This window comes from Pseudomonas sp. S2_H01, from assembly GCF_054668305.1.
The window spans coordinates 2598744-2618593 of sequence record NZ_CP162756.1; the positions used below are offsets into that span (position 1 = coordinate 2598744).

Consider the following 19850-nt stretch of genomic DNA (forward strand, 5'->3'; position numbering starts at 1 on the left):
TCGCAAGCAGCGAGCGGGTCATGCGCTGGCTTCCAGCGCTGGTTCGCGCATGCTCACGCGCAGCGCATCCCACAGGGCGATGCGGCTTTCCACGGCGGCAATGGCGGCCTCGTAAACTTCGTGTTCGCGTTGCGCATCGCCGTCCACCAGGCGTGCGAGCAAAGATTCGGCGGCTGGACCGTGGTCCTCGGAATCCACCTCGATGTGCCGCTCCAGGTAGTAGCGAAAAGTAGGCGCCTGGCTGGCCGTGATTCCCCAGTCGTCGAGGATGCGTTGGAACATCTGTGGGATGACGCTTTCACGTCCGTGGAGAAAGGCCGCGGCGACGCTGTGGGCGGGAGCATTGATGGCGGTGTCGAGGGTGTCCCGAACGAACCGGGCGGCGGCCTTTTCCGCGTTGACGCTCTCCAGCGCGGTTTCGTAATGCACGCCTTCCTTCTGCAGCGCAACGAAGCGCTCGACGCGAGCGGTGCTGGCGCCGACTTCCCGCATGGCGTCCAGGTACAGCTCGAAGTGGCTGTAATGGCCGTGATCAAGGCGGTCGTCGGATTCCTCGCCCAAGACGATTTCATTGATCAGACGCGCGGCTTTGGCGTCTTTTGGCGGGAGCCACGGCAGTTGAGTGCAACTGAGCTCGCGTTGCAGGCGTTTGGTCAGGGACATGAAGTCCCAGACCGCGAAGACATGAGCCTCCATAAACCGTCGGAGCACATCCAGTGAATCAATTTCAGAGAAGATCGGGTGGGCACTGAGTTCCGATTTCTTGCGGTTCAATAGTTGCTTCTGAGTATTCATGAACACGTCCTTGAGAATAGAGTTTTCTGTAGTAGTTGCGCGATTTAGTTGCCGAAAGCTTATAAGCGTTGGCTCGTTTTTCACGATGGCCGGGCGAGCGAAGTCCTCGAACAGATACTTCGTTTAATCATCACGGTTTATAAGCCAGGCAGTGCGTGCCTCGCGTCGCACCCTTTTAAGAAGCCGGAGCTGCAAGGCTTTCCGGGAGGGTGAAGGGCGACGGGAAAACGTTAAAGCACTTTTTAAGACGAGGGCAAATACTTTTTCATAAATTTTAAATTGAATAAATTCGACGCCAATAGAGTATCGATAAAACATTTAATTTAAGTTTTATTGAGGCGAGCGCAACCCTTCCAACTCAATAAAGTCAGAATTGATAATAATGAACGAATGCCTCGTTCAGCGTTGCGCGTTAACTGAATAATCGGTTTCGAAAGAATTTTGTGTGGGCGACGTTGAAGGGCATCCCTCATGACGTCTCCGCCCGTGCACTGCTCCTTTTTTTGCTCCATGACATCCGTTTACAAAATCGACTGCAGGCGATTTCGTCACCCGAGTGTGCCTGAAACACAGAAATGCGCTGTGTCGAGGCTGGGAGATTTCACGATAGGTGAGCAGGCGGGCGACCGTATCGGGGTGAGCAAGCTCCCCCGACAGGAGAGAAGGTGGCTGCGTGTTCTGTCAGACGCCCAGCAGCCCCAGGTGGGTGTTGATGATGTGCAGCAGACGGTCGCGCTGCGCTCTGGGGAAATAATGATCACCGCGTACTTCGATCAGTTCGAATTCGCGACGTGTGAACTCGCGCCAGTTCATCATGCTGGCGGCGGTATCGAGGGGATCGTCGCTGCCGTAAAGGGCGGTCAGCGGTATGTTCAGACCGCCGTCGGGACAATGCGACCACAACTCGGCCAGCTTCAGGTCGCTGCGCATGACCGGTTCGAACAGGCGCATCAGCTTCTTGTCGTGAAGCATCGACTCGGGCGCTGCGCCGAGTTTGATCAGCGCCTCGATGAAGTCGTCTTTGGGCAGCGTATGCAGGTAGGGTTGAGGCTGTTGGCTGTCGGGGCTGCGACAACCGGAGATGAACAGGTGTCGGGTAAAACCGGGATACTGCGCTTGCGCCAACCGGGCCATTTCGTAAGCCACGCGGCCACCGAAGCTGTGGCCGTAAAAGGCGTGCGGTTCGGTCAGGTAGGGCTGCAACGCGAAGAAGGTGTCCTCCAGCAGCGGCGCCCATTGATCGTAAGGCGTTTCCTTGAGCCGACTGCCGTGGCCCGGCAGGCGCAGCGTCACCAGTTCGATGTGATCCGCAAGGCCGTCCGACCAGTCACGGAACTGCTCCGGATCGCCGCCCGCGTGCGGGAAGCAGATCAGGCGCGTCCTGATGGGCTGTCCTGAATTGACAACCATCAGCCATTTGTTTTTGGCGTTCACTCAGGTTTCCCCAAGCCTGTTTGTGCAGGCTTATCACAACCGTGGGGCCGGGTCCTTCGGCGCTGGCACCACAACAACCGGTGCTCTTTGAACCCCTTGCCTCATCCGGTTGCGTGCGGCAACTGCAGGCAGGGGTGCGAACTGCTGGACATGAGCATAGTCGCCGCTCACGATCGTCGAGCCCTCATTGGGCGAGGGCGCGCTTCCTTGACGCCGTGGCGGGTTTGGCGACTTCCGCTGGACGGCTTTTCAGATAGGTGTTGATGGCCTCGACACCACGGTTCAAGTGGTGAGCGAGGGCGTGGACCGTCTCGTCGACGGCGCCAGCCTCGGCCATCTTTAACAATTCCCTGTGGTCGTTCTGTGACAGCTTGCCCAGTCCCATGTACTTGAGGTTGAACCTCAGAAAGCGCTCCTCCTCATTCAGACCGTCTTCGACCAGCTTGAGCAGGCGTTTGTTCTTTGCCCGGGAGTATAGGGTCATGTGGAACATTCGGTTGAGCGTGCCGATCTTCGAGTAGTCGGTTTCAACCTCCAGTTGCTCGATGTAACTGCCGGCCAGCTCGATGTCGTCGGCCGTCAGCAACGGTATCGACTGCCGCAGGGCCTCGGATTCCAGCAGGATGCGCAGTGCATAGGCATCGGTCGCGTCTTCGTTGATCAGTGGGGCGACGACAGCGCCCTTGTGGGTCTCGACACGCAGCAGCGATTGCGCCTCAAGCTGGCGCAAGGCTTCACGCACCGGCATGCGGCTCACACCGAACAGTGTGGCCAGTTCTTGCTGGCGCAATGCGACACCCGCGGGCAGGCGTCCGTCGAGAATCGCTGCGCGCAGTTTTTCTTCGATCACCGCGCGTGCGAGGTGCGCAGGCGGTTGCTCGTTGCCGAGCACTTCTCGCAGAAATTGTTCTTTGTCAGTCCTGCGCATCGATGACTTCTTCTTCACTGATCAGAGATTGGATCCAATGGAACACTAGAGGCCATAACCCGGCTTGTCAAACCTGGACCTTCGTCCCGTTTGTTACGGCGGACCGCATTCTACAAGGCTTTGTGGCGATGATGTGCCTACCGTGTTCTATCCTTTTAACGATACGAGGCGTCGGAAAAACGGTCGCCTGGACGCGGCATTTCAACGCTCACGTCGGCACACAATCGAAGTCATTGAATTGCAAGCCAATGATCGCCAGATGCCATTATTTTCCCCGGTTGGAGGCTCGCCAGCGAGTACCTCCGGTCGATCCATGGATTGAGCGCATTGGCGACCCGTTTCGCTGTTGACCGGCTTGCACGCAGGCTCTGTCAGCTATTGCTGACGGGCGTCGTGTTGGCGAGTCTGGCGTATGCCGGTTGGGACTTTTCGCTGATCACGCGGCGCGCCAGCACGTTGTACGGTCCATCGGTGGAAGGGCGACACCGCGTCGATGCCTGGAGAGCCCTGCTCAACGGCGACAGACCCGCCAACGATCTGGAGCTGTTACAGCGGGTCAACCAGTTTTTCAATCAGGAGTTGCGCTACGTCGAGGACATCGACCTGTGGAAGGTGGATGACTACTGGGCCACGCCTGTTCAGTCGTTGTGGAAAGGTGCCGGTGACTGCGAAGATTTTGCCATCGCCAAGTACTTCAGCCTGCGGCAATGGGGTATGCCCGCAGACAAATTGTTGATCACCTACGTCAAGGTGCTTAACCCGGAGCGTGCGCACATGGTGCTCACGTATTACCCCGACGCAGATGGTGAGCCGCTGGTGCTCGACAGTCTGGTCGATACGATTGAACCCGCGGACGCACGCAAGGACCTGCTGCCGGTGTACGCCTTCAACGGTGAGGGCGTGTGGTTGCCAGACGCGACGGATACCACCATAGGGAGCAGCAGCATAGCGGGAGACATCAAGCAGTTGTCTCGCTGGCAAAACGTGCTGAACAAGATGAAAGCCGAAGGTTTTCCGGTCGAGGGCAACACGCCCTGATCTATCCGACAGAACAAGGATTGGCCTATGACCCTGTTCAAACAGCTGTTGATCGCCATCTGTCTATTCATGATCGTCGCCTTCAGCGGCGGATTCATGGTCAGCCTGGAAAGCTCGCGCACCCAATACGTCAACCAACTGCGATCCCACGCGCAAGATGCCGCCACTGCGCTGGCGCTGTCATTGAAACCGTCAGTGGACGATCCGACGATGATGGAACTGGTGGTCAGCTCGATTTTCGACAGCGGTTATTACGCCCGAATCCGGGTCGTCAATCTCACCACCGGCAAGGTCATCGTCGAGCGTAACGCCACGCCTGCGGCCACGGCGCCTGACTGGTTCATCGATCTGATTGCCCTCGAACCTGCCGGCGCCAGTGCGATTGTCAGCCGTGGCTGGCGTCCAGCGGCCAAGGTCGAAGTGGTCAGCCATCCGATGTTTGCCATCGGCAAGCTCTGGCAAGCGGCGCTGGGGAATCTGGGTTGGCTCTTGCTGTGCGGTGCGCTCAGCTTCCTGCTCGGCGCGTGGCTCTTGCGCCGACAACTTCGGCCGCTGGACTACCTGGTCGAACAATCCCACGCCATCGGTCGTCGCGAGTTTCTGAGCGTGTCGGAATTACCCGCCACCCCCGAGTTGCGTCGGGTGGTGCTGGCGATGAATCAGATGGTCGACAAGCTCAAGGCGCTCTTTCACGAACAGGCCGAGCGCACCGAAAAGCTGCGTATCGAGTCCTATGAAGACAGCCTGACGGGCCTCGCCAACCGGCGTTATTTCGACATGCGGCTGAACGAGCACGTCAGTCAGGTCGAGGATGCCCGTTCGGGTTACTTGTTGGTAATGCGCGTGAATGACCTGGCCGGGCTGAACGAGCGCATGGGTGGCCAAAAGGCCGATGCACTGCTGGTCGCGGTCAGCGATGTGCTGGTGCGTCAGTGTTTCAACCATACCGAAGCCCGGCATTTGATCAGCCGCATTCGGGGCGGCGAGTTCGCGGTGCTGGCGCCGGGGCTGGTCAAGGAAGAGGCGCTGCAACTGGCTCATGAGCTGGAAACCGCGTTGAGCAGCCTGCGCGGTACGGGCGCGTCGGACGTCAGCCCCGCAGCGTTTGTTGGCTTGGCGCCTTACACCCCCGGAGATTCGGCGCAAACCTTGTTGGGGCTGGCGGACCAGGCCTTGTCTCAGGCAGAAACCCAGACCCAGCACATCTGGTACTGCATCGAGCACGGCGCGGTAGACAGCCTGGAAGACGATCATCACGCGTGGTACGAACTGCTCGATCAGGCGTTGTCGGAGCGTCGATTTCAGCTGTTCTTTCAACCGGTGATGGATGCGAGTGACATCAGTCGCGTGCTGCATTTCAAAGTGCTGTCCCGGGTAATCGACGAGGACTCCCAGACATTGCCCGCCGGGCGTTTCTTGCCCTGGATCGAGCGCTTCGGCTGGTCGGCCCGACACGATCGAGTGATGCTGGAAACCGTCTTCGAACAACTCACTCGTCACGACCAGAAGCTGGCGCTGAACCTGTCGGCGGCCACGTTGGGGGATCCCGGCGCGCTGAACGAGATGTTCGATCTATTGCGAAGGCATGCGCACCTGGCGTCGAGGTTGATCCTGGAAATCGGCGAGGAGCAGGTGCCCGATCAGCAGGCGCTGGAGGACCTGACGCGCCGGCTCAAGGACTTGGGTTATTCACTTGCGCTGCAGCATTTTGGCGGACGCTTCAGCATGATCGGCAACCTGTCGAGTCTGGGGCTGGCGTACCTGAAAATCGAAGGCAGCTACATCCGCGCCATCGACCGGGAGCGGCACAAACGTTTGTTCATCAAAGCGATTCAGCGCGCGGCACACAGTATCGACCTGCCGCTGATTGCCGAGCGGGTCGAGACGCAAGGTGAATTTGAGGTACTGCGGGAGATGGGGATTCAAGGCGTGCAGGGCCAGTTATTCGGTGACCCTGCGCCTTGGGAGTAGCGGTTATTGCACAACGCTGCAGGAGCCGGCTTGCTGGCGAATGCGCAGTGTCAGTCAGTACATTCCACGGCTTTACAGTGCGTTCGCCAGCCACCCTTATCGTTATCGGCCTGTCTTACACATAACGGCCTGTCACAAAGTGCTGCACGTCATTGAAGCCGGGCGTCGAGGCATGACCCGGTGTCACCAGCGAGTCGATAAAGGCCTCGTCTTCCGCCGTGATCTTCACGCTCAGCGCCTTGGTGTAGCTGTCCCACTGGTCTTCGGTCCGAGGGCCGACGATGGCCGAGGTCACCGCCTGGTTGTTCAGCACCCAGGCAATGGCGAACTCGACAAGGCCGACACCTTTGTCCTTCGTATACGCCTGCAGTTTCTGCGCGATGTGCAGCGACTCCGTCCGCCATTCCGTTTCCAGAATGCGCTTGTCCTGACGGCCTGCGCGGGTGCTGCTGTCGGGTGTGACGTCTGGCGCGTATTTGCCGCTGAGCACGCCGCGAGCCAGCGGGCTGTAAGGCACCACGCCCAAGCCGTAGAACCTGGCGGCAGTGATCTGCTCCAGTTCCGCCTGACGGTTGACGATGTTGTACAACGGCTGGCTGATCACCGGCTTGTCGACGCCCAGACGCTGCGCGACGTTGACCACTTCAGCAATGCGCCAGCCGCGGAAGTTCGAGACGCCCCAGTAACGGATCTTGCCCTCGCGAATCAGATCGCCGATGGCCGACACCGTCACTTCAAGTGGCGTGCTGTGGTCTTCCTTGTGCAGGTAATGGATATCGATGTAGTCGGTGTCCAGGCGACGCAGGCTTGACTCGATCTCGTTGAAAATGTGCTTGCGGTTCAGACCGCTGGTGTTCGGCGCGGTGTTGCCGGAGCTGCTGCCGACCTTGGTCGCCAACACCCATTCGCTGCGGTGTTTGGCAATGGCCTCGCCAACGATTTCTTCTGATCGACCGGCGTTGTAGACGTTGGCCGTGTCGATGAAATTCACGCCTTGATCCCAGGCTTTGTCGATGATGCGCAACGACTCTTCGGTGCCGGTCTGCACACCGAACATCATGGAGCCCAGGGTCAGCGTTGAAACCTTGAGGCCGGATTGGCCAAGCGTGCGGTAGATCATTGCTCGATGTCCTTTTCGTCAGGGAAGTGGAAATCAGGACAGTCTGGGCAGGCTCCAGGCTCTGGAAAAGGCCCGTCAGACCGACAGCTCTAGGCCGGACATACTCGCCTGTTTATGGCGGATTTGAAAAGTGACAATTTGGTTTGGAGGCACACTTCTACAAGGGGATATCCGGGTGAGTGAGTTTCGCGCGTCGCCCGCTAAGAAAGCACAACGTCCCACCCATCGCCGTCAGACACGCCAACACATAGAACATCGTCGGCGCGGGTGTGTTGATCAATAAATAGCCACAAATCACCGGGCTCATCGCTCCGCCGAACGCCGCCAGGTTTTGTGCGCCCAGGTAACTCCCGCGCAGATGCTCGGGCGCGATGGTGTCGACGAACAGATACTCGGCCGGATAAATGATCATCTCGCCCAAGGTGAAGACGAACATCGCCGCGCACCAGCCCAAAGTGCTCTGGGCAAAGCTGAACCCGAAGAGGCCAACGGCGAACAGCGCAGTGCCCAGGCATATCCAGTACGGCAACTGCTCGCGCTTGAGAAAGCGACCGATCTGGTACTGCATCAGGATCACCGTCACCGCGTTGCAGGCCAGGACCGCCGACAGGATTTTCAGCGCCTGTGCCGAGGTGTGAGTCACCAGCAGAAACTGAGAGAGGTACAGCGTGTAGCGGCCATGCACGATGGTGCTGAGCAGGCTGCCGCCGGTGAACAGGATCAGCGTTCGGTCGCTTTTGAGTGTCGCCAGGGTGTCGAGAAAACTGCGGGGTTGATGTTCGCGATCAGACACGGTGGGCGGGATGCCAATCATCAGAAACAGGCTGCCGAACGCGATGGCGCTGGCGATCAGAAACGGCGCCAGCGGCAACTGTCCGGCAATCAATACGCCAAGCATCGGGCCGGTGGCGTAGCCGATGTTGGTCAGGGTATAGCGTAGGGAGAACACCTTGGCGCGCTCGCCGATGGGCAGGTTCTCACTGATGATCGCCTTGGAGCCGATCAGAAAAAGCGCTGACGCGGTCTCGGTGATCACCAGGGTCAAGGTGGTGAGGTAGACGTTCTGGGCGAAGGTCAGCAGGGTGAAACCGATAGCGCTGGACAGCATCGCCAGGATCAGCAGCTTGCGCTTTTCCAGACGGTCGATGATGTAGCCGCCGTACAGACCCAACAGTGTGGCGATGAACACCGCGATCCCCATCAACAAGCCGACATCTTGCTGATTCAGCCCCAGTCTGGTGCTCAGGAACAGCGTCAGCAACGGGCTGGTCATCGCCCGGCTCATGACGATGGTCAGTGAGCAGACCATCAGGCGGCGAATGACGAGGGAGTAGGTGGCCACGGGTGTTGTTATGTCCTTGTTGTTTCTTGGCCGCAGATGCCGCAGATGCTGCTGGCGCACCGCGATCTACTGTAGGAGCGCGCTTGCCCGCGAAGGCGTTGTGTCAGTCGCAAAAAGCGGCACAGATAGATCGCAATCGCGGGCAAGCGCGCTCCTACAGAATCGTGTTGCGGGATCGTCCGTGCAGGCTCGCGCGCTTACTTGCCCTGATCCATCCCGATCTTGGTCACGGCACCTTGCTCCAGGTCCCACTTCTTGAGGATCTTGCCGTAGGTGCCGTCATCGACCATGGCCTGCATCGCTTCGGCGATGGCTTTAGCCAGCTCAGGGTTGGACTTGTTCACGCCCAGGCCAGTGAACTGCTTGGAGATCGCCAGGCCGATTGGCTTGTAAGTGTCCTTCTCCTGCGACATCAGGTAAGGAATGGTTTCGCTGCCTTGCATGGCCGCGTCCAGACGGCCCTGACGCAGTTGCGCGCGCGCATCAGCGGAGCCTTCGGAGCCGGTCACGATAATGGCCGGCTTACCGGCTGCTTCGCAGTTTTCCTTGCTCCATGCCGCGATTTCCGCAGGCCAGGTGGTGCGGCGGCTGGTGCCGACTTTCTTGCCGCACAGGTCGGTCAGTTGATTCAGCTCGGTGTTCTTGGTCAGTGTGTACAACTGCGGGCCGCTGGTGAAGTAGTCGATGAAGGTCACCGATTTCTGACGCTCGGCGGTGTCGGTCATGCCCGACAGAATGATGTCGAAACGCTTGGTCACCAGGCCGCTGACCATCTGCTCAAACGCGGTTTCCTGCCAGCTGATTTTCACGCCCAGACGTTCGGCCAGTGCGTTACCCAGATCGACGTCCAGGCCGGTCAGGGTGTTGGTGGCGGTGTCCTTGAAGTCCATCGGCGGATAGTTCGGCACGATGGCGGCTGTGATTTCGCCTTTCTCCTTGAGGCTGGCGGGCACGGCAGCCAAGACCGAAGCGGAGACCATCAGGCCGGCGAGCAAGGTGGGGAGGATCATTTTTTTCATGGTCGTTCTCGTTTGTTCTGGTTTAGGTGCGAACGGCAGAAATGAAGCTTTGGGTTCTTGGGTTTTGTGGGCTTATTAGAATGTCTTCCGGGGTGCCGGCCTCCACAATCTGGCCGCCGTCCATGAACACCATGCGGTTGGAGACTTCGCGCGCGAAGCCCAGCTCATGGGTCACAACGATCATGGTCATGCCGCTGTGCGCGAGGTCGCGCATCACCGACAACACTTCGCCGACCAACTCCGGGTCGAGGGCAGAAGTGGGTTCGTCGAACAGCATCAGCTTGGGGCGCATGGCCAGCGCACGAGCAATCGCCACGCGCTGCTGCTGGCCGCCAGACAGCTCAATGGGATAGGAATGACGCTTGTCTGCCAGGCCCACGCGGGCGAGCAGTTCGATCGCCTCTTCGTTGGCTTCCTTGGGCGAACGCTTGAGCACCTGGATCGGGCCTTCAATGACGTTCTGCAACGCGGTCATGTGCGGAAACAGGTTGAAGCGCTGGAACACCATGCCGGTGCTCAGTCGCTGGCGCGCGACCTGGCTTTCGTTCAGCTCGTGGAGCTTGTTGCCGACGATGCGGTATCCCACCAGTTCGCCATCGACCCACAGGCCGCCCTTGTCGATCTTTTCCAGCTGATTGACGCAACGCAGCAGCGTGCTCTTGCCCGAGCCCGAAGGCCCGATGATGCACAGCACTTCGCCTTGCTCGACCTCGATGCTGACGTCTTTGAGGGCGTGGAACTGGTCGTAGTATTTGTTCAGGCCGACGGCTTTGACGATGCTTCTCATACGAATCTCCAGGGCCTGAATTACGAACGCTTGCCGGCGCCGCGTGCGAAACGCAGTTCCAGACGGCTTTGACCGAACGACAGAACGGTGACCACCGCCAGGTACCAGATGCCGGCGACGATGAGCAGCTCCATGACGCGGGCGTTGGCGTAGTAAATGTTCTGCGCGTTGTGCAGCAGCTCCGAGTACTGGATCACGCTGGCGAGACTGGTCATCTTCACCATGCTGATGAATTCGTTACCAACGGGCGGAATGATCACGCGCATGGCCTGCGGCAGGATGACCCGACGCAGCGCCTGAAGGCGCGGCATGCCGATGGATTTGGCGGCTTCGTACTGACCGGTGTCCACCGACAGCAGGCCCGCCCGAACCACCTCTGCGGTATACGCGCCCTGATTGATGCTCAGGCCCAGCAGCGCGGCGACGAAGGGGGTCATCAGCGTGACGGTGTCGAGCTGAAACACGCCGGGGATGCCGATCACCGGGAAGATCAGGGCCAGGTTGAACCACAGCAGCAGTTGCAGAATCAACGGCGTGCCGCGAAACAGCCAGGTGTAAATGATCGCTACGTAGCGCAGGATCGGGTTTGCCGACATGCGCATGATGGCCGTGATCACACCAATCACCACGCCGAGGATCATCGCCAGAATCGACATGACGATGGTGTTGAGCAAGCCCCACAAGATGGCTTCGGAGGTCAGGAACTGGCCAATGTAAGCCCACTCGATCTGCCCGTTGGCGAATGCGCGCGCCAGGCCCGCCAGTGCAATCACAATCACGCTCGCAAAGAAGATCCGCCCGTAATAGCGCCGGGGCACGTGCTCGTACTGAGTGATGTCGAACGCATTCTCGGACTTCTTGCGTTCGGCTTGCAGCTGCTCTGCCTGGTTCTGGTTCATGGTGTTTCTCCGACGCTGTGTTCAGGCCGCGCGTATTCGATGCCAGCGAACAGCCCTTCCAACCTGGTCGATCACGGCGTGTACACGCGTCGGGGTGTGGGGGTATTCGCTGAGAGTTGAGGGCAGTTTCAAGTTGCAAGTCCTGATCAAAGTGTCAGGTTTTATCGTCTTTAAATCAGCGGGCGGGTCACTGATCGGGGCGCCGTGTGTATGGTTGCCAATCGCCATTTTCTGTGTTCATTATTATCAATCGGGCATGTTTTTGTTGTGGGTCAAAGCCTGTTGAATCTAACGGGCGAGGTAAATAAGCATTATGGAAACTCCACTTTCCACTTCTGGAAACGTGCCGCCAAAACCGGGGATTCGACCGCCTTTATCCCTCAGTGGAATGGACTTCAAGCTGCTTCGGGTCTTTCAGGCCGTGGTCGAGGCGGGCGGTTTCAGTGCTGCGCAGAACGAGCTGAACGTAGGCCTTGCGGCGATCAGCAAGCAGATTTCCGACCTCGAAATCCGCATCGGTATGCGACTGTGTACGCGAGGACGGGAAGGATTTCATCTGACCGAAGAGGGCAAGCTGGTCTATCAAGCAACCATCGAACTATTTGCCTCGGTGGACACTTTCAGAGACCGGATTAGTTCGGCGCAAAATGAACTCATCGGCGACCTGAGTATTGGCGTTATCGATAACACGATGCCCGATAAAAGTTCGCCGTTAATTGCCTCGCTCAGAACAATGCACGATGAAGCGCCCAAAGTAAGGCTGCGCTTGCATGCCTCGCAACTCGACGACATCGAACGCGGTGTCGTGGAAGGGCGCTTGAGTGTGGGCATCGTTCCGGTCTACCAGCGTCGTGAGGAGTTCGATTATTTCGAGCTGTACGAGGAGCTTTCCCACGCTTACTGCGCCGAAGGGCACCCGTTGTTCGACGTGGCCGAGCGCGATCTGGACATCGACAGCCTTCGGCACTACCAAGTGATAAACCACCGCTACGCCATTCATCGGGACAAGGCCAGTTTCGTCAACTACGACAGCCAGTCGGCATCGGCTTCGCAGGTCGAAGCCGTGGCGATCCTGATCCTGACCGGACGGTTCATCGGCTTCCTGCCGGAGCACTACGCCCGCAATCTGGTGCGTGACGGCCAGCTACGGGCTTTGCGCCCAGACCTCATTCACCTGAGCACGCCCTTCAACCTCATCCTGCGCCAGAGCGCCCCGCGCAGCCCGCTCGTGAAAGCCTTTGCGCAGGCGTTGGGTGTGGATTTGAAGCGCGTGGTCTGAAGGGCGCACGGCGGGAGCGAGCAGACTCGCGTTAGGCGTGATAACCCGGCAAACCCCAGTCTTCCAACGCAAACTCCGCCAACGAACCCAACATCAGATCAGCATGTGCATATTGAGCCACCGGCATGTGCGAGTCCGGCACGGCCACGGCGTACATGCCTGCGGTTTTGGCGGCGGTCACTCCGAACGGCGAGTCCTCGAACACCACACACTCCTTCGGATCGACGCCCAGCAGGCGTGCAGCGGTCAGGAAGATATCCGGCGCCGGCTTGGCGGCCTTCACGTCCTTGTGGTCAGCGGTGACCACGTGCTTGAACAGCTCGAACCAGGAGCGGTGATTGCTCGTCTTCGCGTGGAAGTAATGCAGCGAGGAGCTGGTGCCCACGGCAATCGGGATATTGTGTTTCGCGAGATGACGCACCAGCGCTTCGGCGCCGTGCATCGGCTGGGCGTGCGGGAAACGCTCGTCGAGCATCGGTTGGCGGACGGTGAGGAATTCTTCCGGGGACATCGGCAGCTCAAGCGCGCTGATCACGTACTCCGCGAAATCCTGCGATCCACGCCCGATGGAATGCTGTTTCACGGCCCAGTCAAACGTCTTGCCGTGCCAGTTGGCGATGGTATTGGTGACTTCGGTATAGATGCCTTCTGTGTCCAGCAACAGGCCGTCCATGTCGAAAATCACCGCCTTGATCGGCCCCTTTGGCTTTTGCACGTTGCTCATCTCATCGATCCCGTTTGCAGATTGATGCCCAGCCTAACGCCTTGGCGAAGGCCGTGGCTAGGCGCAACACCTGCAAAATACCCTCGGCAGATGCTAATCTCGCCGGGCTCTCGGCAGCGCAAGGTGCTGCTCGGCGCTTGCATCGCAACGCCGAAACCCTTTCGGGGTCAGGGAAGACACGACCTCTCTTCAAGAACGGACATCTTCGAGTCGACACATGAAAAAATCAGTCAACATTGCCGTAGGCGTCGTCGTGGTTGCAGGCGCACTCATCACTGCCGGTGCGTGGTACACGGGGACTCGCCTGGAAGGCGTGCTCGGTGATGCTGTCCAGCAAGGTAATCAGCAAATTCAGGCCGCGTTCGTTGGCCACGAAGGCAGTGCGAGCGTCGAGTTGCTGTCGTTGGATCGCCACTTCTTCACCAGCACCGCGCATTACAAATTCATCGTCCAGAACCCCAAGCTCAATGGCGGTCAGCCGGTGGAGCTGCTGTTTGTGGATAACATCGAGCACGGCCCTTTTCCGTGGAGCCGCGTGAAGTCGCTGAATCTGATGCCGGTCATGGCGGCCAGCAACATGGCGCTCGAAAAGAACGTGTTTTCCGAGAAGTGGTTCGCCATGACCCATGATCAAGCGCCACTGACCGGGCACTTCAGCATGGGCTACGATCGCGCTGCGTTGGGCCGCATCGAATTCTTGCCATTCCAGTTCGACGATCAGAACGGCTCATTCAAATTCTCGGGTTTCACCCTCAACGCATCGGGCAGCGCCAACGGCGAGAAGCTGGAAGCCAACGGCGTGCTGGGCAGCCTGGACGTCACCGCGACCTCCGAAGAGGGACCGGTCAGCCTGTCCCTGCGTGATCTGACGTTCAACACCGGCGGAACCAAGGGCAAGTCGGGTTTCTACCTGGGTCACAGCGACGCCAAAGTGAGCTCGGCGACATTCCAGGCCGCAGGTCGTCCGCCGGTGCAGTTCAAGGACTTCGTCAACACCAGTCTGTTGCAGGAAGTCGAGGGCAACCTGAACGCGCAAGTCACCTACGACATCGGCAACATCACGTTCGACGGCAAGGCCATCGGCTCATCGCAGATGGTCTGGAAGTTCGCCAACTTCGACATCGCGTCGACCAAGGCCCTGTTGCAGATCTATCAGGAAAAAGTCCAGCCACAGGCCCAAGCCGCGGCGGCCATGGGTGAGTCCTACACGCCACACCTGAGCCCGGCGGATCAGGCTCTGGTGCAGGCTGAAGTCGGCAAGTTGCTGTCAGCCAAGCCGCACATCGAGCTGGAAAAGCTGTCGCTGAAAACCGCCAATGGCGAGAGTCATTTCAGCCTGTCGATGGACCTGAGCAACCCGACCTCGCTTGATCAGCCGGGCGCCGCGCTGCTCAAACAGCTGGTGACTCAGCTGGACGCCAAACTGCTGCTGTCCAAACCGATGATTCAGGATCTGGCCAGCTTGCAGGCGCTGTCGGACGGACAGACCGACCACGCCGCCATCGCCGAACAGGCCAAAGGCGCTGCCGAGTCGGTTGGCGGTATGGCGATCATGTTGCAAGTGGGCAAAGTCGAAGGTGACAACATCACTTCCAGCCTGCACTACGCCAACGACGTGGTGGACTTCAACGGCGTGAAAATGAGTGCCCAACAGTTTGCCGCCGCCATGATGGGCAAAGTAGTGATGTTCAATCAGGCGCAGTGAGGTCAGGTCGTCTGGTGCAGTCTTTTACTGCGCACAGGCGACAGAATCTGTAGGAGCCGGCTTGCTGGCGAACGCGGTCGATCAGTAATGACTCTGCTGATTGACACCGTGCATTCGCCAGCACGCCGGCTCCTACATTTGATCTTGTAGGGCCAAGGCTTCCAAGCGACGCCTGTTACACCGGTGGCTGACGCGCGATCTCGGTTGGCGGCTCATGAGCGTCTCGCTCAGGCTTCACGTTACGTGACGACATCTCCGCCCGCAGCTGTGGCAGGCATTGCGGGTATTGCTTGGCGACGAAGCTGATCAACCGCTCGCGCATGTGGCAGCGGGCATCCCAGCTGCGCGACGAATCCACCGAACTCAACAGCACCCTCAACTGCATCGCCCTGTCCGTTGTATCAGTGACCTGCAGCACGCAAACTCGACCATCCCACAGGTGCGGAATGTCTTTGCAGATGCGCTCCGTCTCGGCCCGAAGCTCTTCCAGCGGCAGCGAATAATCCACCCACAGAAACACCGACCCGATCAGGCTCGACGTGCTGCGGGTCCAGTTCTGGAACGGCTTCTCGATGAAATATTGCAGCGGAATCACCATCCGCCGCTCATCCCAGATCTTCAGCACGACATAGGTGCCGCTGATCTCCTCGATGCGTCCCCATTCGCCCTCGACGATCACCACGTCGTCCAGCCGGATCGGCTGTGAAATAGCGATCTGCAACCCGGCGATCAGATTGCCCAGCACCGGTTTGGCCGCGAAACCCGCCGCCAGGCCTGCAAGCCCGGCGGAAGCCAGCAAACTGGTGCCGATCTGTCGCACTGGCGGAAAACTCATCAGGATCAGACCGGTGCCGAACAGCAACACCAGCACATTCAGACAGCGCACCAGCACCCGCACCTGCGTCTGGATGCGTCGCGCTTGAAGGTTGTCCTCAATGTCCAGCGGGTTGCGGATCGCCACGGCTTCACCGATGGCCTTTACACAACCCAGTGCCAACCAGGTGAACGCCGCCACAACCAGCATGCCGTTGAGATGGCGCACGCCATTGATCAGCAACAGATCATCGGGCGCAGACGTCCATACGGTCTGCAGCGCTAGTAGCGGGATAAGCCAGAGCGTAGGCGGTTCTGCGCGGTGGATAAGTTGTTGTGCGAAGACGAACGATTTGGCGACGCGTCGAAGTATCACCAGCGCAATCCAGCGCACCACCAGTGCGATGCACACGGCAACGGTCGCCGCGATCAGGGTATTGAGCCAAGGCAACGGCAGGGCATTGAGCCAGGCGTCCGGGAGTACGCGTTCCATACAGGTCACTCGTGAGGAAGACGGTTCAAAGACAAGGAGTGTGAACCCCTCAGTTCCTCATCGTTCCCCGTTCGCGGGACAATTGCCCGAATGTCATCCCTCCCGAGATCAGCGTGCCAGAGCGTGCGAGCCGGTAAAGGCGCTATAGGCGCCGCTCCGTGGGCGGGTCTCCAGCAACTGCGCGAGTAACTGGTCAATGAACTGGCTGCCGTGATCGACGCTGGTGTCGACCACGTACTCAGGCTCCATAGGCGCTTCGTAAGGGCTGTCGATGCCGGTGAAGTTACGGATCCGCCCCTCGCGCACGGCCTTGTACAAGCCTTTAGCGTCTCGGCGCATGCATTCGCTTAACGGTGTACTGACGTGCACTTCGATGAACTGCCCTTCGGCGAAATGCTGCCGGCAGGCGTCGCGGTCCTCCCGATAAGGCGAGATCGCCGAGACAATCACGATCAGCCCGGCGTCCACCATCAGTCTGGCGACCTCGCCGATGCGCCTCACGTTTTCCCGTCGACTTTCTTCGCTCATCCCTAAATCCTGACACAGGCCCCTGCGCAGACGGTCACCGTCGAGCAAGTAACTGTGCAGCCCGTGGGCGACCAACGTCTGGTCGAGGTGATTGCCCAGCGTGGTTTTGCCGGCGCCGGACAACCCCGTGAACCAGATACAGCATGCGCGCTGGCGCTTGAGCGATTCACGATCAGCCTGGGGCACCGACAAGGGCGAGGCGACGATCATTGGGCAGGGTTCTGTGCGGGTATCAGTCATAGGAAAACAACTCGTAGTCTCGGGCGTAAACCTCGCGGATCCGTTTGCGCGAGGCGTCTGAACACAACCCGGCTGTTTGATAGCGTGGCCCGGGAGAACGGTTGAGGTGGCGCAACTGAACGTTGATGTCGAGGTGTTCGCACAATGCGGTGAAATCCGCTTCCAGATGTTCCTGACGGCCAATGAAATCCACCGCAATCTGCCCCATGCTGTTTTGCAGGAACTGGTATTGCGGCGCGAAGTGTATTTGCTTCGATACATTCTCCGGGTGCAACCAGCCATCGACGAACGTATCGAACCGCGAATAACGGCTGACCAGTTCGAAAGCGGCTCTATCCCGCTGCTGCGGGTTCTGCAATAAATAACGATAAGCCGACAGTGCTCGATGTAATGGATCACGTACAAAGCCAAACTTGAAGTATTGCTCATAACGCTCTTTGAATTGTTTTTCATACCAATACAGCGGCAGATGGCCGGTGGGTGTGTCACCGAAGATCGACATCGCCACGCTGCTGCCTGCGCATTTCGGCACATGAATGAAAATGCACTCGAAATGGTCAAAAGCCTCGGGGAACCGGGCCTTGCGCGACAGCGTCTTGTTGATCACCTGACGATCCACGACCGACAGCCGCTCCAGCAAAAACTCACGATGCTGCTTGGGGAATAACTTCCAGAGTAAATGATTCATCAGGGTGGCCTGTAACGAAGTATGAAGCGACGTTCAGATTACAGGTAGTAAAAACACATGAGCGAAACTTTGCAAATACTTTACGCTGAAGATTTTGATGTAAGCGATTGTAGATTTTTGTAGGAAGTTTGGTACTTTTCAGACTGTTTATAATGATGCGTAAGTCGTTGGGCTGTTTACGGCATTGTATGCTCTGCCGTAAACAGCATTGTTGCTTTTAGGGATGGGTTGCGTGCTGACCGTCCAGGCTGCCCTGCAAGCGTGCCCTGATCCGCCAGCACTGGCTGATCTTCTGCTCACGGGTGTTCTTGGCACAGCGCTCAGGCATCAGTGAGTTCTTGCACTCCTTGTCCATCAATTCCATGGCCTGATCACTGCTGCAATCAAGCGTACTGGCAGCCGATGCGGTTTGTCCTGCGTTTGGGATACGCAAGTCATGGCGCTGAGGCGGGTAGATGCTGACCAATATTATGGACGCAGCGATCACGGCGACCGAAAGAAGGATCTTGCCTTGATTGAAATGCAGGAACGTCTTGATCGCTTCTCTGGCTGGCGCATAAATCTGAGGGTGGCGATAGGGCGACAGGAATATCCAGGCCAGCATTAGCAGTGTGTAGCACAGCAGAGCGGCGGGACCTTGCAAACTTACCGTTGCGCCGACCAATATCAGCGGAGTGCCATGGCGCAAAAGAAGTGCCTGAGATGCCGGCCAGTGCAACCACTCTGGAAGCAGGCGGTCGCTTAGCCATTCATCAGTGGTTTGAAGCACCTTCACCACGTGAGCCCATATTCCTGCCAGTAGTCGGCACACAACTGCCGCAGTGAGGGGAAATATCAGCAGAATAAATGTCGCACCGATGCCATCCAGTTTTTTTCCGGACATGATCGCGTCGGGCACCATGAAAAACAATGAAAACAACAGCCAGCCGAACCAAGTCCAAAGGGCCGGGATCATTGGGGCAACCTGCAGGCTACGCCAGCTTTCCAAATCGGCGTTGGGGAATTCCGCTACCACGTCCGGGTAGCGGTTTTTGAGAGTCGAGCACAAGCGTTCACAGGCGATCCAATCGTCTGCGCCGAAGAAGCGTGCCAAGCGCAGACGTTCTACTTTGCGGCCCGGGTTGAGAACCATCCGGGCGGCCTTGCCCTCAGCATTGTCGGTATTGGCGTTGTTGATCAGCTTCTGCAAGTGCTCAATGTAAGCGTATTTCTCACACCGCTCGATCAAGTGTCGCCAGATGAACTCAGGTTCTGGGAACACCCCTTTGCCGTCGTCCCAACCGAACAGCGTGCAAACTCTGTCAAACAGGGCGGCGGTCCAGCCTTTGTGATTGTGCAGAAAAAACATTGCCCAGCGCTGGAACTGGTCGCGACGCTCAAGGGCTGCCAGCCAAGGGCGCTGGGCCAGTTGCTCCAGTGCCGCCAGGAAAGCGGGCTCTTGGTCGTCAGCGAGCATCTGCTCAAGCCTGGCGCTTTCGTTTTCCAGCAACATATGCGTCAGCTGAACTTCATGGTCCGCGCTGATACGCATGCTTTGCCAAGGCGTCAGCCAACGCAAATGGATCACGGCAACTGTCAGGAGGTCGAGGTCCGATGGGTCGCCCTCCAGACAGCGCTCCAGCAGGCACTGCTGGAATAGCAGATCGCAGTTCTGTGTCACTGCGTTTTGGTGTTGCTGCTGAAGATTCTGCGCGGTGGTTTGCTCCAGCAACTCGCGCGCAGTCTGATGCACGATGGACTCTGCAATCCGATCAGGGGCCGCCCGATCAATGATGAATGTGTCACCCGGTATCGGTTGCTTGGCTACTGGTGCAGCCCCGGCGAAAGCGTCTGACAGGCGCTCAACTGTGGTGGTGGGCGTACTGAAATCGTCCTCATCATCAGCACGGTTGCGTGCCCAACTCAGAGCGCGTTCATAGGCCTCCCGAAGGCGCTGGAAACCCTCAGGATCATCATCCGGGCGCGTAATCTTCAGCAGTTTGGCGTATTGGCGTTTGATGGCGCGTTCATCGGCGTCATCGTCCAGGCCCAGCAAAGTCCAAGGATT

General features: G+C 58.6%; 17 protein-coding genes. 4 read left to right on the forward strand and 13 right to left on the reverse strand.

Annotated elements, in window-relative coordinates; translation table 11 throughout:
* Positions 1 to 18: 18 nt before the first annotated feature.
* The 3 genes from AB4N84_RS11540 to AB4N84_RS11550 form a co-directional block, all read right to left on the reverse strand.
* Positions 19 to 795: a DUF3050 domain-containing protein gene (locus AB4N84_RS11540; RefSeq protein ID WP_074752513.1), complete on the reverse strand. Its 777-nt coding sequence runs from the start codon at positions 793 to 795 to the stop codon at positions 19 to 21.
* Positions 796 to 1476: 681 nt separating this feature from the next.
* Positions 1477 to 2229: a thioesterase II family protein gene (locus tag AB4N84_RS11545; protein WP_460046418.1), complete on the reverse strand. Its 753-nt coding sequence runs from the start codon at positions 2227 to 2229 to the stop codon at positions 1477 to 1479.
* A 184-nt stretch (positions 2230 to 2413) separates the two neighbouring features.
* Positions 2414 to 3157 (reverse strand): GntR family transcriptional regulator, encoded by a 744-nt coding sequence (locus tag AB4N84_RS11550; protein ID WP_460046419.1) that lies wholly within the window; start codon positions 3155 to 3157, stop codon positions 2414 to 2416.
* Positions 3158 to 3484: 327 nt separating this feature from the next.
* Between AB4N84_RS11550 and lapG the strand changes: the two genes are divergently transcribed.
* Together lapG and lapD are read left to right on the forward strand one after the other, a co-directional pair.
* Positions 3485 to 4195, forward strand: coding sequence for a cysteine protease LapG (gene lapG / locus AB4N84_RS11555; RefSeq protein WP_460046420.1), 711 nt, complete (start codon positions 3485 to 3487; stop codon positions 4193 to 4195).
* Between the two features lie 27 nt (positions 4196 to 4222).
* The gene (gene lapD / locus AB4N84_RS11560; RefSeq protein WP_460046421.1) at positions 4223 to 6166 is read left to right on the forward strand and encodes a cyclic di-GMP receptor LapD; all 1944 of its coding nucleotides are present in this window, start codon (positions 4223 to 4225) and stop codon (positions 6164 to 6166) included.
* Positions 6167 to 6281: 115 nt separating this feature from the next.
* Here the strand turns inward: lapD and AB4N84_RS11565 are convergent, their stop codons facing one another.
* The 5 genes from AB4N84_RS11565 to AB4N84_RS11585 form a co-directional block, all read right to left on the reverse strand.
* On the reverse strand, positions 6282 to 7286 hold the full coding sequence (locus AB4N84_RS11565) for an aldo/keto reductase (protein WP_074752508.1): 1005 nt from the start codon (positions 7284 to 7286) through the stop codon (positions 6282 to 6284).
* A gap of 157 nt (positions 7287 to 7443) precedes the next feature.
* Positions 7444 to 8628: an MFS transporter gene (locus tag AB4N84_RS11570; protein WP_460046423.1), complete on the reverse strand. Its 1185-nt coding sequence runs from the start codon at positions 8626 to 8628 to the stop codon at positions 7444 to 7446.
* A gap of 197 nt (positions 8629 to 8825) precedes the next feature.
* Positions 8826 to 9647: an ABC transporter substrate-binding protein gene (locus tag AB4N84_RS11575; protein ID WP_074752506.1), complete on the reverse strand. Its 822-nt coding sequence runs from the start codon at positions 9645 to 9647 to the stop codon at positions 8826 to 8828.
* A 22-nt stretch (positions 9648 to 9669) separates the two neighbouring features.
* The gene (locus tag AB4N84_RS11580; RefSeq protein ID WP_074752505.1) at positions 9670 to 10434 is read right to left on the reverse strand and encodes an amino acid ABC transporter ATP-binding protein; all 765 of its coding nucleotides are present in this window, start codon (positions 10432 to 10434) and stop codon (positions 9670 to 9672) included.
* A gap of 20 nt (positions 10435 to 10454) precedes the next feature.
* The gene (locus AB4N84_RS11585; protein ID WP_460046424.1) at positions 10455 to 11333 is read right to left on the reverse strand and encodes an amino acid ABC transporter permease; all 879 of its coding nucleotides are present in this window, start codon (positions 11331 to 11333) and stop codon (positions 10455 to 10457) included.
* Between the two features lie 313 nt (positions 11334 to 11646).
* On the opposite strand from AB4N84_RS11585, the gene AB4N84_RS11590 reads away from it, so the two are divergent.
* Entirely contained in the window at positions 11647 to 12612 is a 966-nt protein-coding gene (locus AB4N84_RS11590; RefSeq protein WP_460046426.1) for a LysR family transcriptional regulator, read from the forward strand.
* A gap of 31 nt (positions 12613 to 12643) precedes the next feature.
* On the opposite strand, the gene AB4N84_RS11595 is transcribed toward AB4N84_RS11590, so the two are convergent.
* On the reverse strand, positions 12644 to 13336 hold the full coding sequence (locus tag AB4N84_RS11595) for an HAD-IA family hydrolase (protein WP_074752501.1): 693 nt from the start codon (positions 13334 to 13336) through the stop codon (positions 12644 to 12646).
* A gap of 217 nt (positions 13337 to 13553) precedes the next feature.
* Between AB4N84_RS11595 and AB4N84_RS11600 the strand changes: the two genes are divergently transcribed.
* Positions 13554 to 15041, forward strand: a complete 1488-nt coding sequence (locus AB4N84_RS11600) for a YdgA family protein (protein WP_460046428.1) — start codon at positions 13554 to 13556, stop codon at positions 15039 to 15041.
* 175 nt (positions 15042 to 15216) lie between these two features.
* Here the strand turns inward: AB4N84_RS11600 and AB4N84_RS11605 are convergent, their stop codons facing one another.
* The 4 genes from AB4N84_RS11605 to AB4N84_RS11620 all read right to left on the reverse strand — a co-directional run bounded on the left by AB4N84_RS11605 (position 15217) and on the right by AB4N84_RS11620 (position 19838).
* Entirely contained in the window at positions 15217 to 16347 is a 1131-nt protein-coding gene (locus AB4N84_RS11605) for a mechanosensitive ion channel family protein (protein WP_460046430.1), read from the reverse strand.
* Positions 16348 to 16455: 108 nt separating this feature from the next.
* Entirely contained in the window at positions 16456 to 17115 is a 660-nt protein-coding gene (gene cysC, locus AB4N84_RS11610; RefSeq protein ID WP_460046431.1) for an adenylyl-sulfate kinase, read from the reverse strand.
* Complete coding sequence (locus AB4N84_RS11615; RefSeq protein ID WP_460046991.1) at positions 17108 to 17806, reverse strand: sulfotransferase family 2 domain-containing protein; 699 nt, start codon at positions 17804 to 17806, stop codon at positions 17108 to 17110. The genes cysC and AB4N84_RS11615 overlap by 8 nt, the downstream gene beginning before the upstream one ends.
* A 214-nt stretch (positions 17807 to 18020) precedes the next feature.
* Positions 18021 to 19838, reverse strand: coding sequence for a hypothetical protein (locus AB4N84_RS11620; RefSeq protein ID WP_460046432.1), 1818 nt, complete (start codon positions 19836 to 19838; stop codon positions 18021 to 18023).
* Between the last annotated feature and the right edge of the window lie 12 nt (positions 19839 to 19850).

Bases quoted from the DNA above. Each gene is read 5' to 3' on its own strand.
- AB4N84_RS11590 (WP_460046426.1), top strand. From the start codon at position 11,647: ATGGAAACTCCACTTTCCACTTCTGGAAACGTGCCGCCAAAACCGGGG.
- lapD (WP_460046421.1), top strand. From the start codon at position 4,223: ATGACCCTGTTCAAACAGCTGTTGATCGCCATCTGTCTATTCATGATC.
- AB4N84_RS11600 (WP_460046428.1), top strand. From the start codon at position 13,554: ATGAAAAAATCAGTCAACATTGCCGTAGGCGTCGTCGTGGTTGCAGGC.
- AB4N84_RS11605 (WP_460046430.1), bottom strand. From the start codon at position 16,347: ATGGAACGCGTACTCCCGGACGCCTGGCTCAATGCCCTGCCGTTGCCT.
- AB4N84_RS11595 (WP_074752501.1), bottom strand. From the start codon at position 13,336: ATGAGCAACGTGCAAAAGCCAAAGGGGCCGATCAAGGCGGTGATTTTC.
- AB4N84_RS11585 (WP_460046424.1), bottom strand. From the start codon at position 11,333: ATGAACCAGAACCAGGCAGAGCAGCTGCAAGCCGAACGCAAGAAGTCC.
- AB4N84_RS11565 (WP_074752508.1), bottom strand. From the start codon at position 7,286: ATGATCTACCGCACGCTTGGCCAATCCGGCCTCAAGGTTTCAACGCTG.
- AB4N84_RS11550 (WP_460046419.1), bottom strand. From the start codon at position 3,157: ATGCGCAGGACTGACAAAGAACAATTTCTGCGAGAAGTGCTCGGCAAC.
- AB4N84_RS11580 (WP_074752505.1), bottom strand. From the start codon at position 10,434: ATGAGAAGCATCGTCAAAGCCGTCGGCCTGAACAAATACTACGACCAG.
- AB4N84_RS11575 (WP_074752506.1), bottom strand. From the start codon at position 9,647: ATGAAAAAAATGATCCTCCCCACCTTGCTCGCCGGCCTGATGGTCTCC.
- cysC (WP_460046431.1), bottom strand. From the start codon at position 17,115: ATGACTGATACCCGCACAGAACCCTGCCCAATGATCGTCGCCTCGCCC.
- AB4N84_RS11540 (WP_074752513.1), bottom strand. From the start codon at position 795: ATGAATACTCAGAAGCAACTATTGAACCGCAAGAAATCGGAACTCAGT.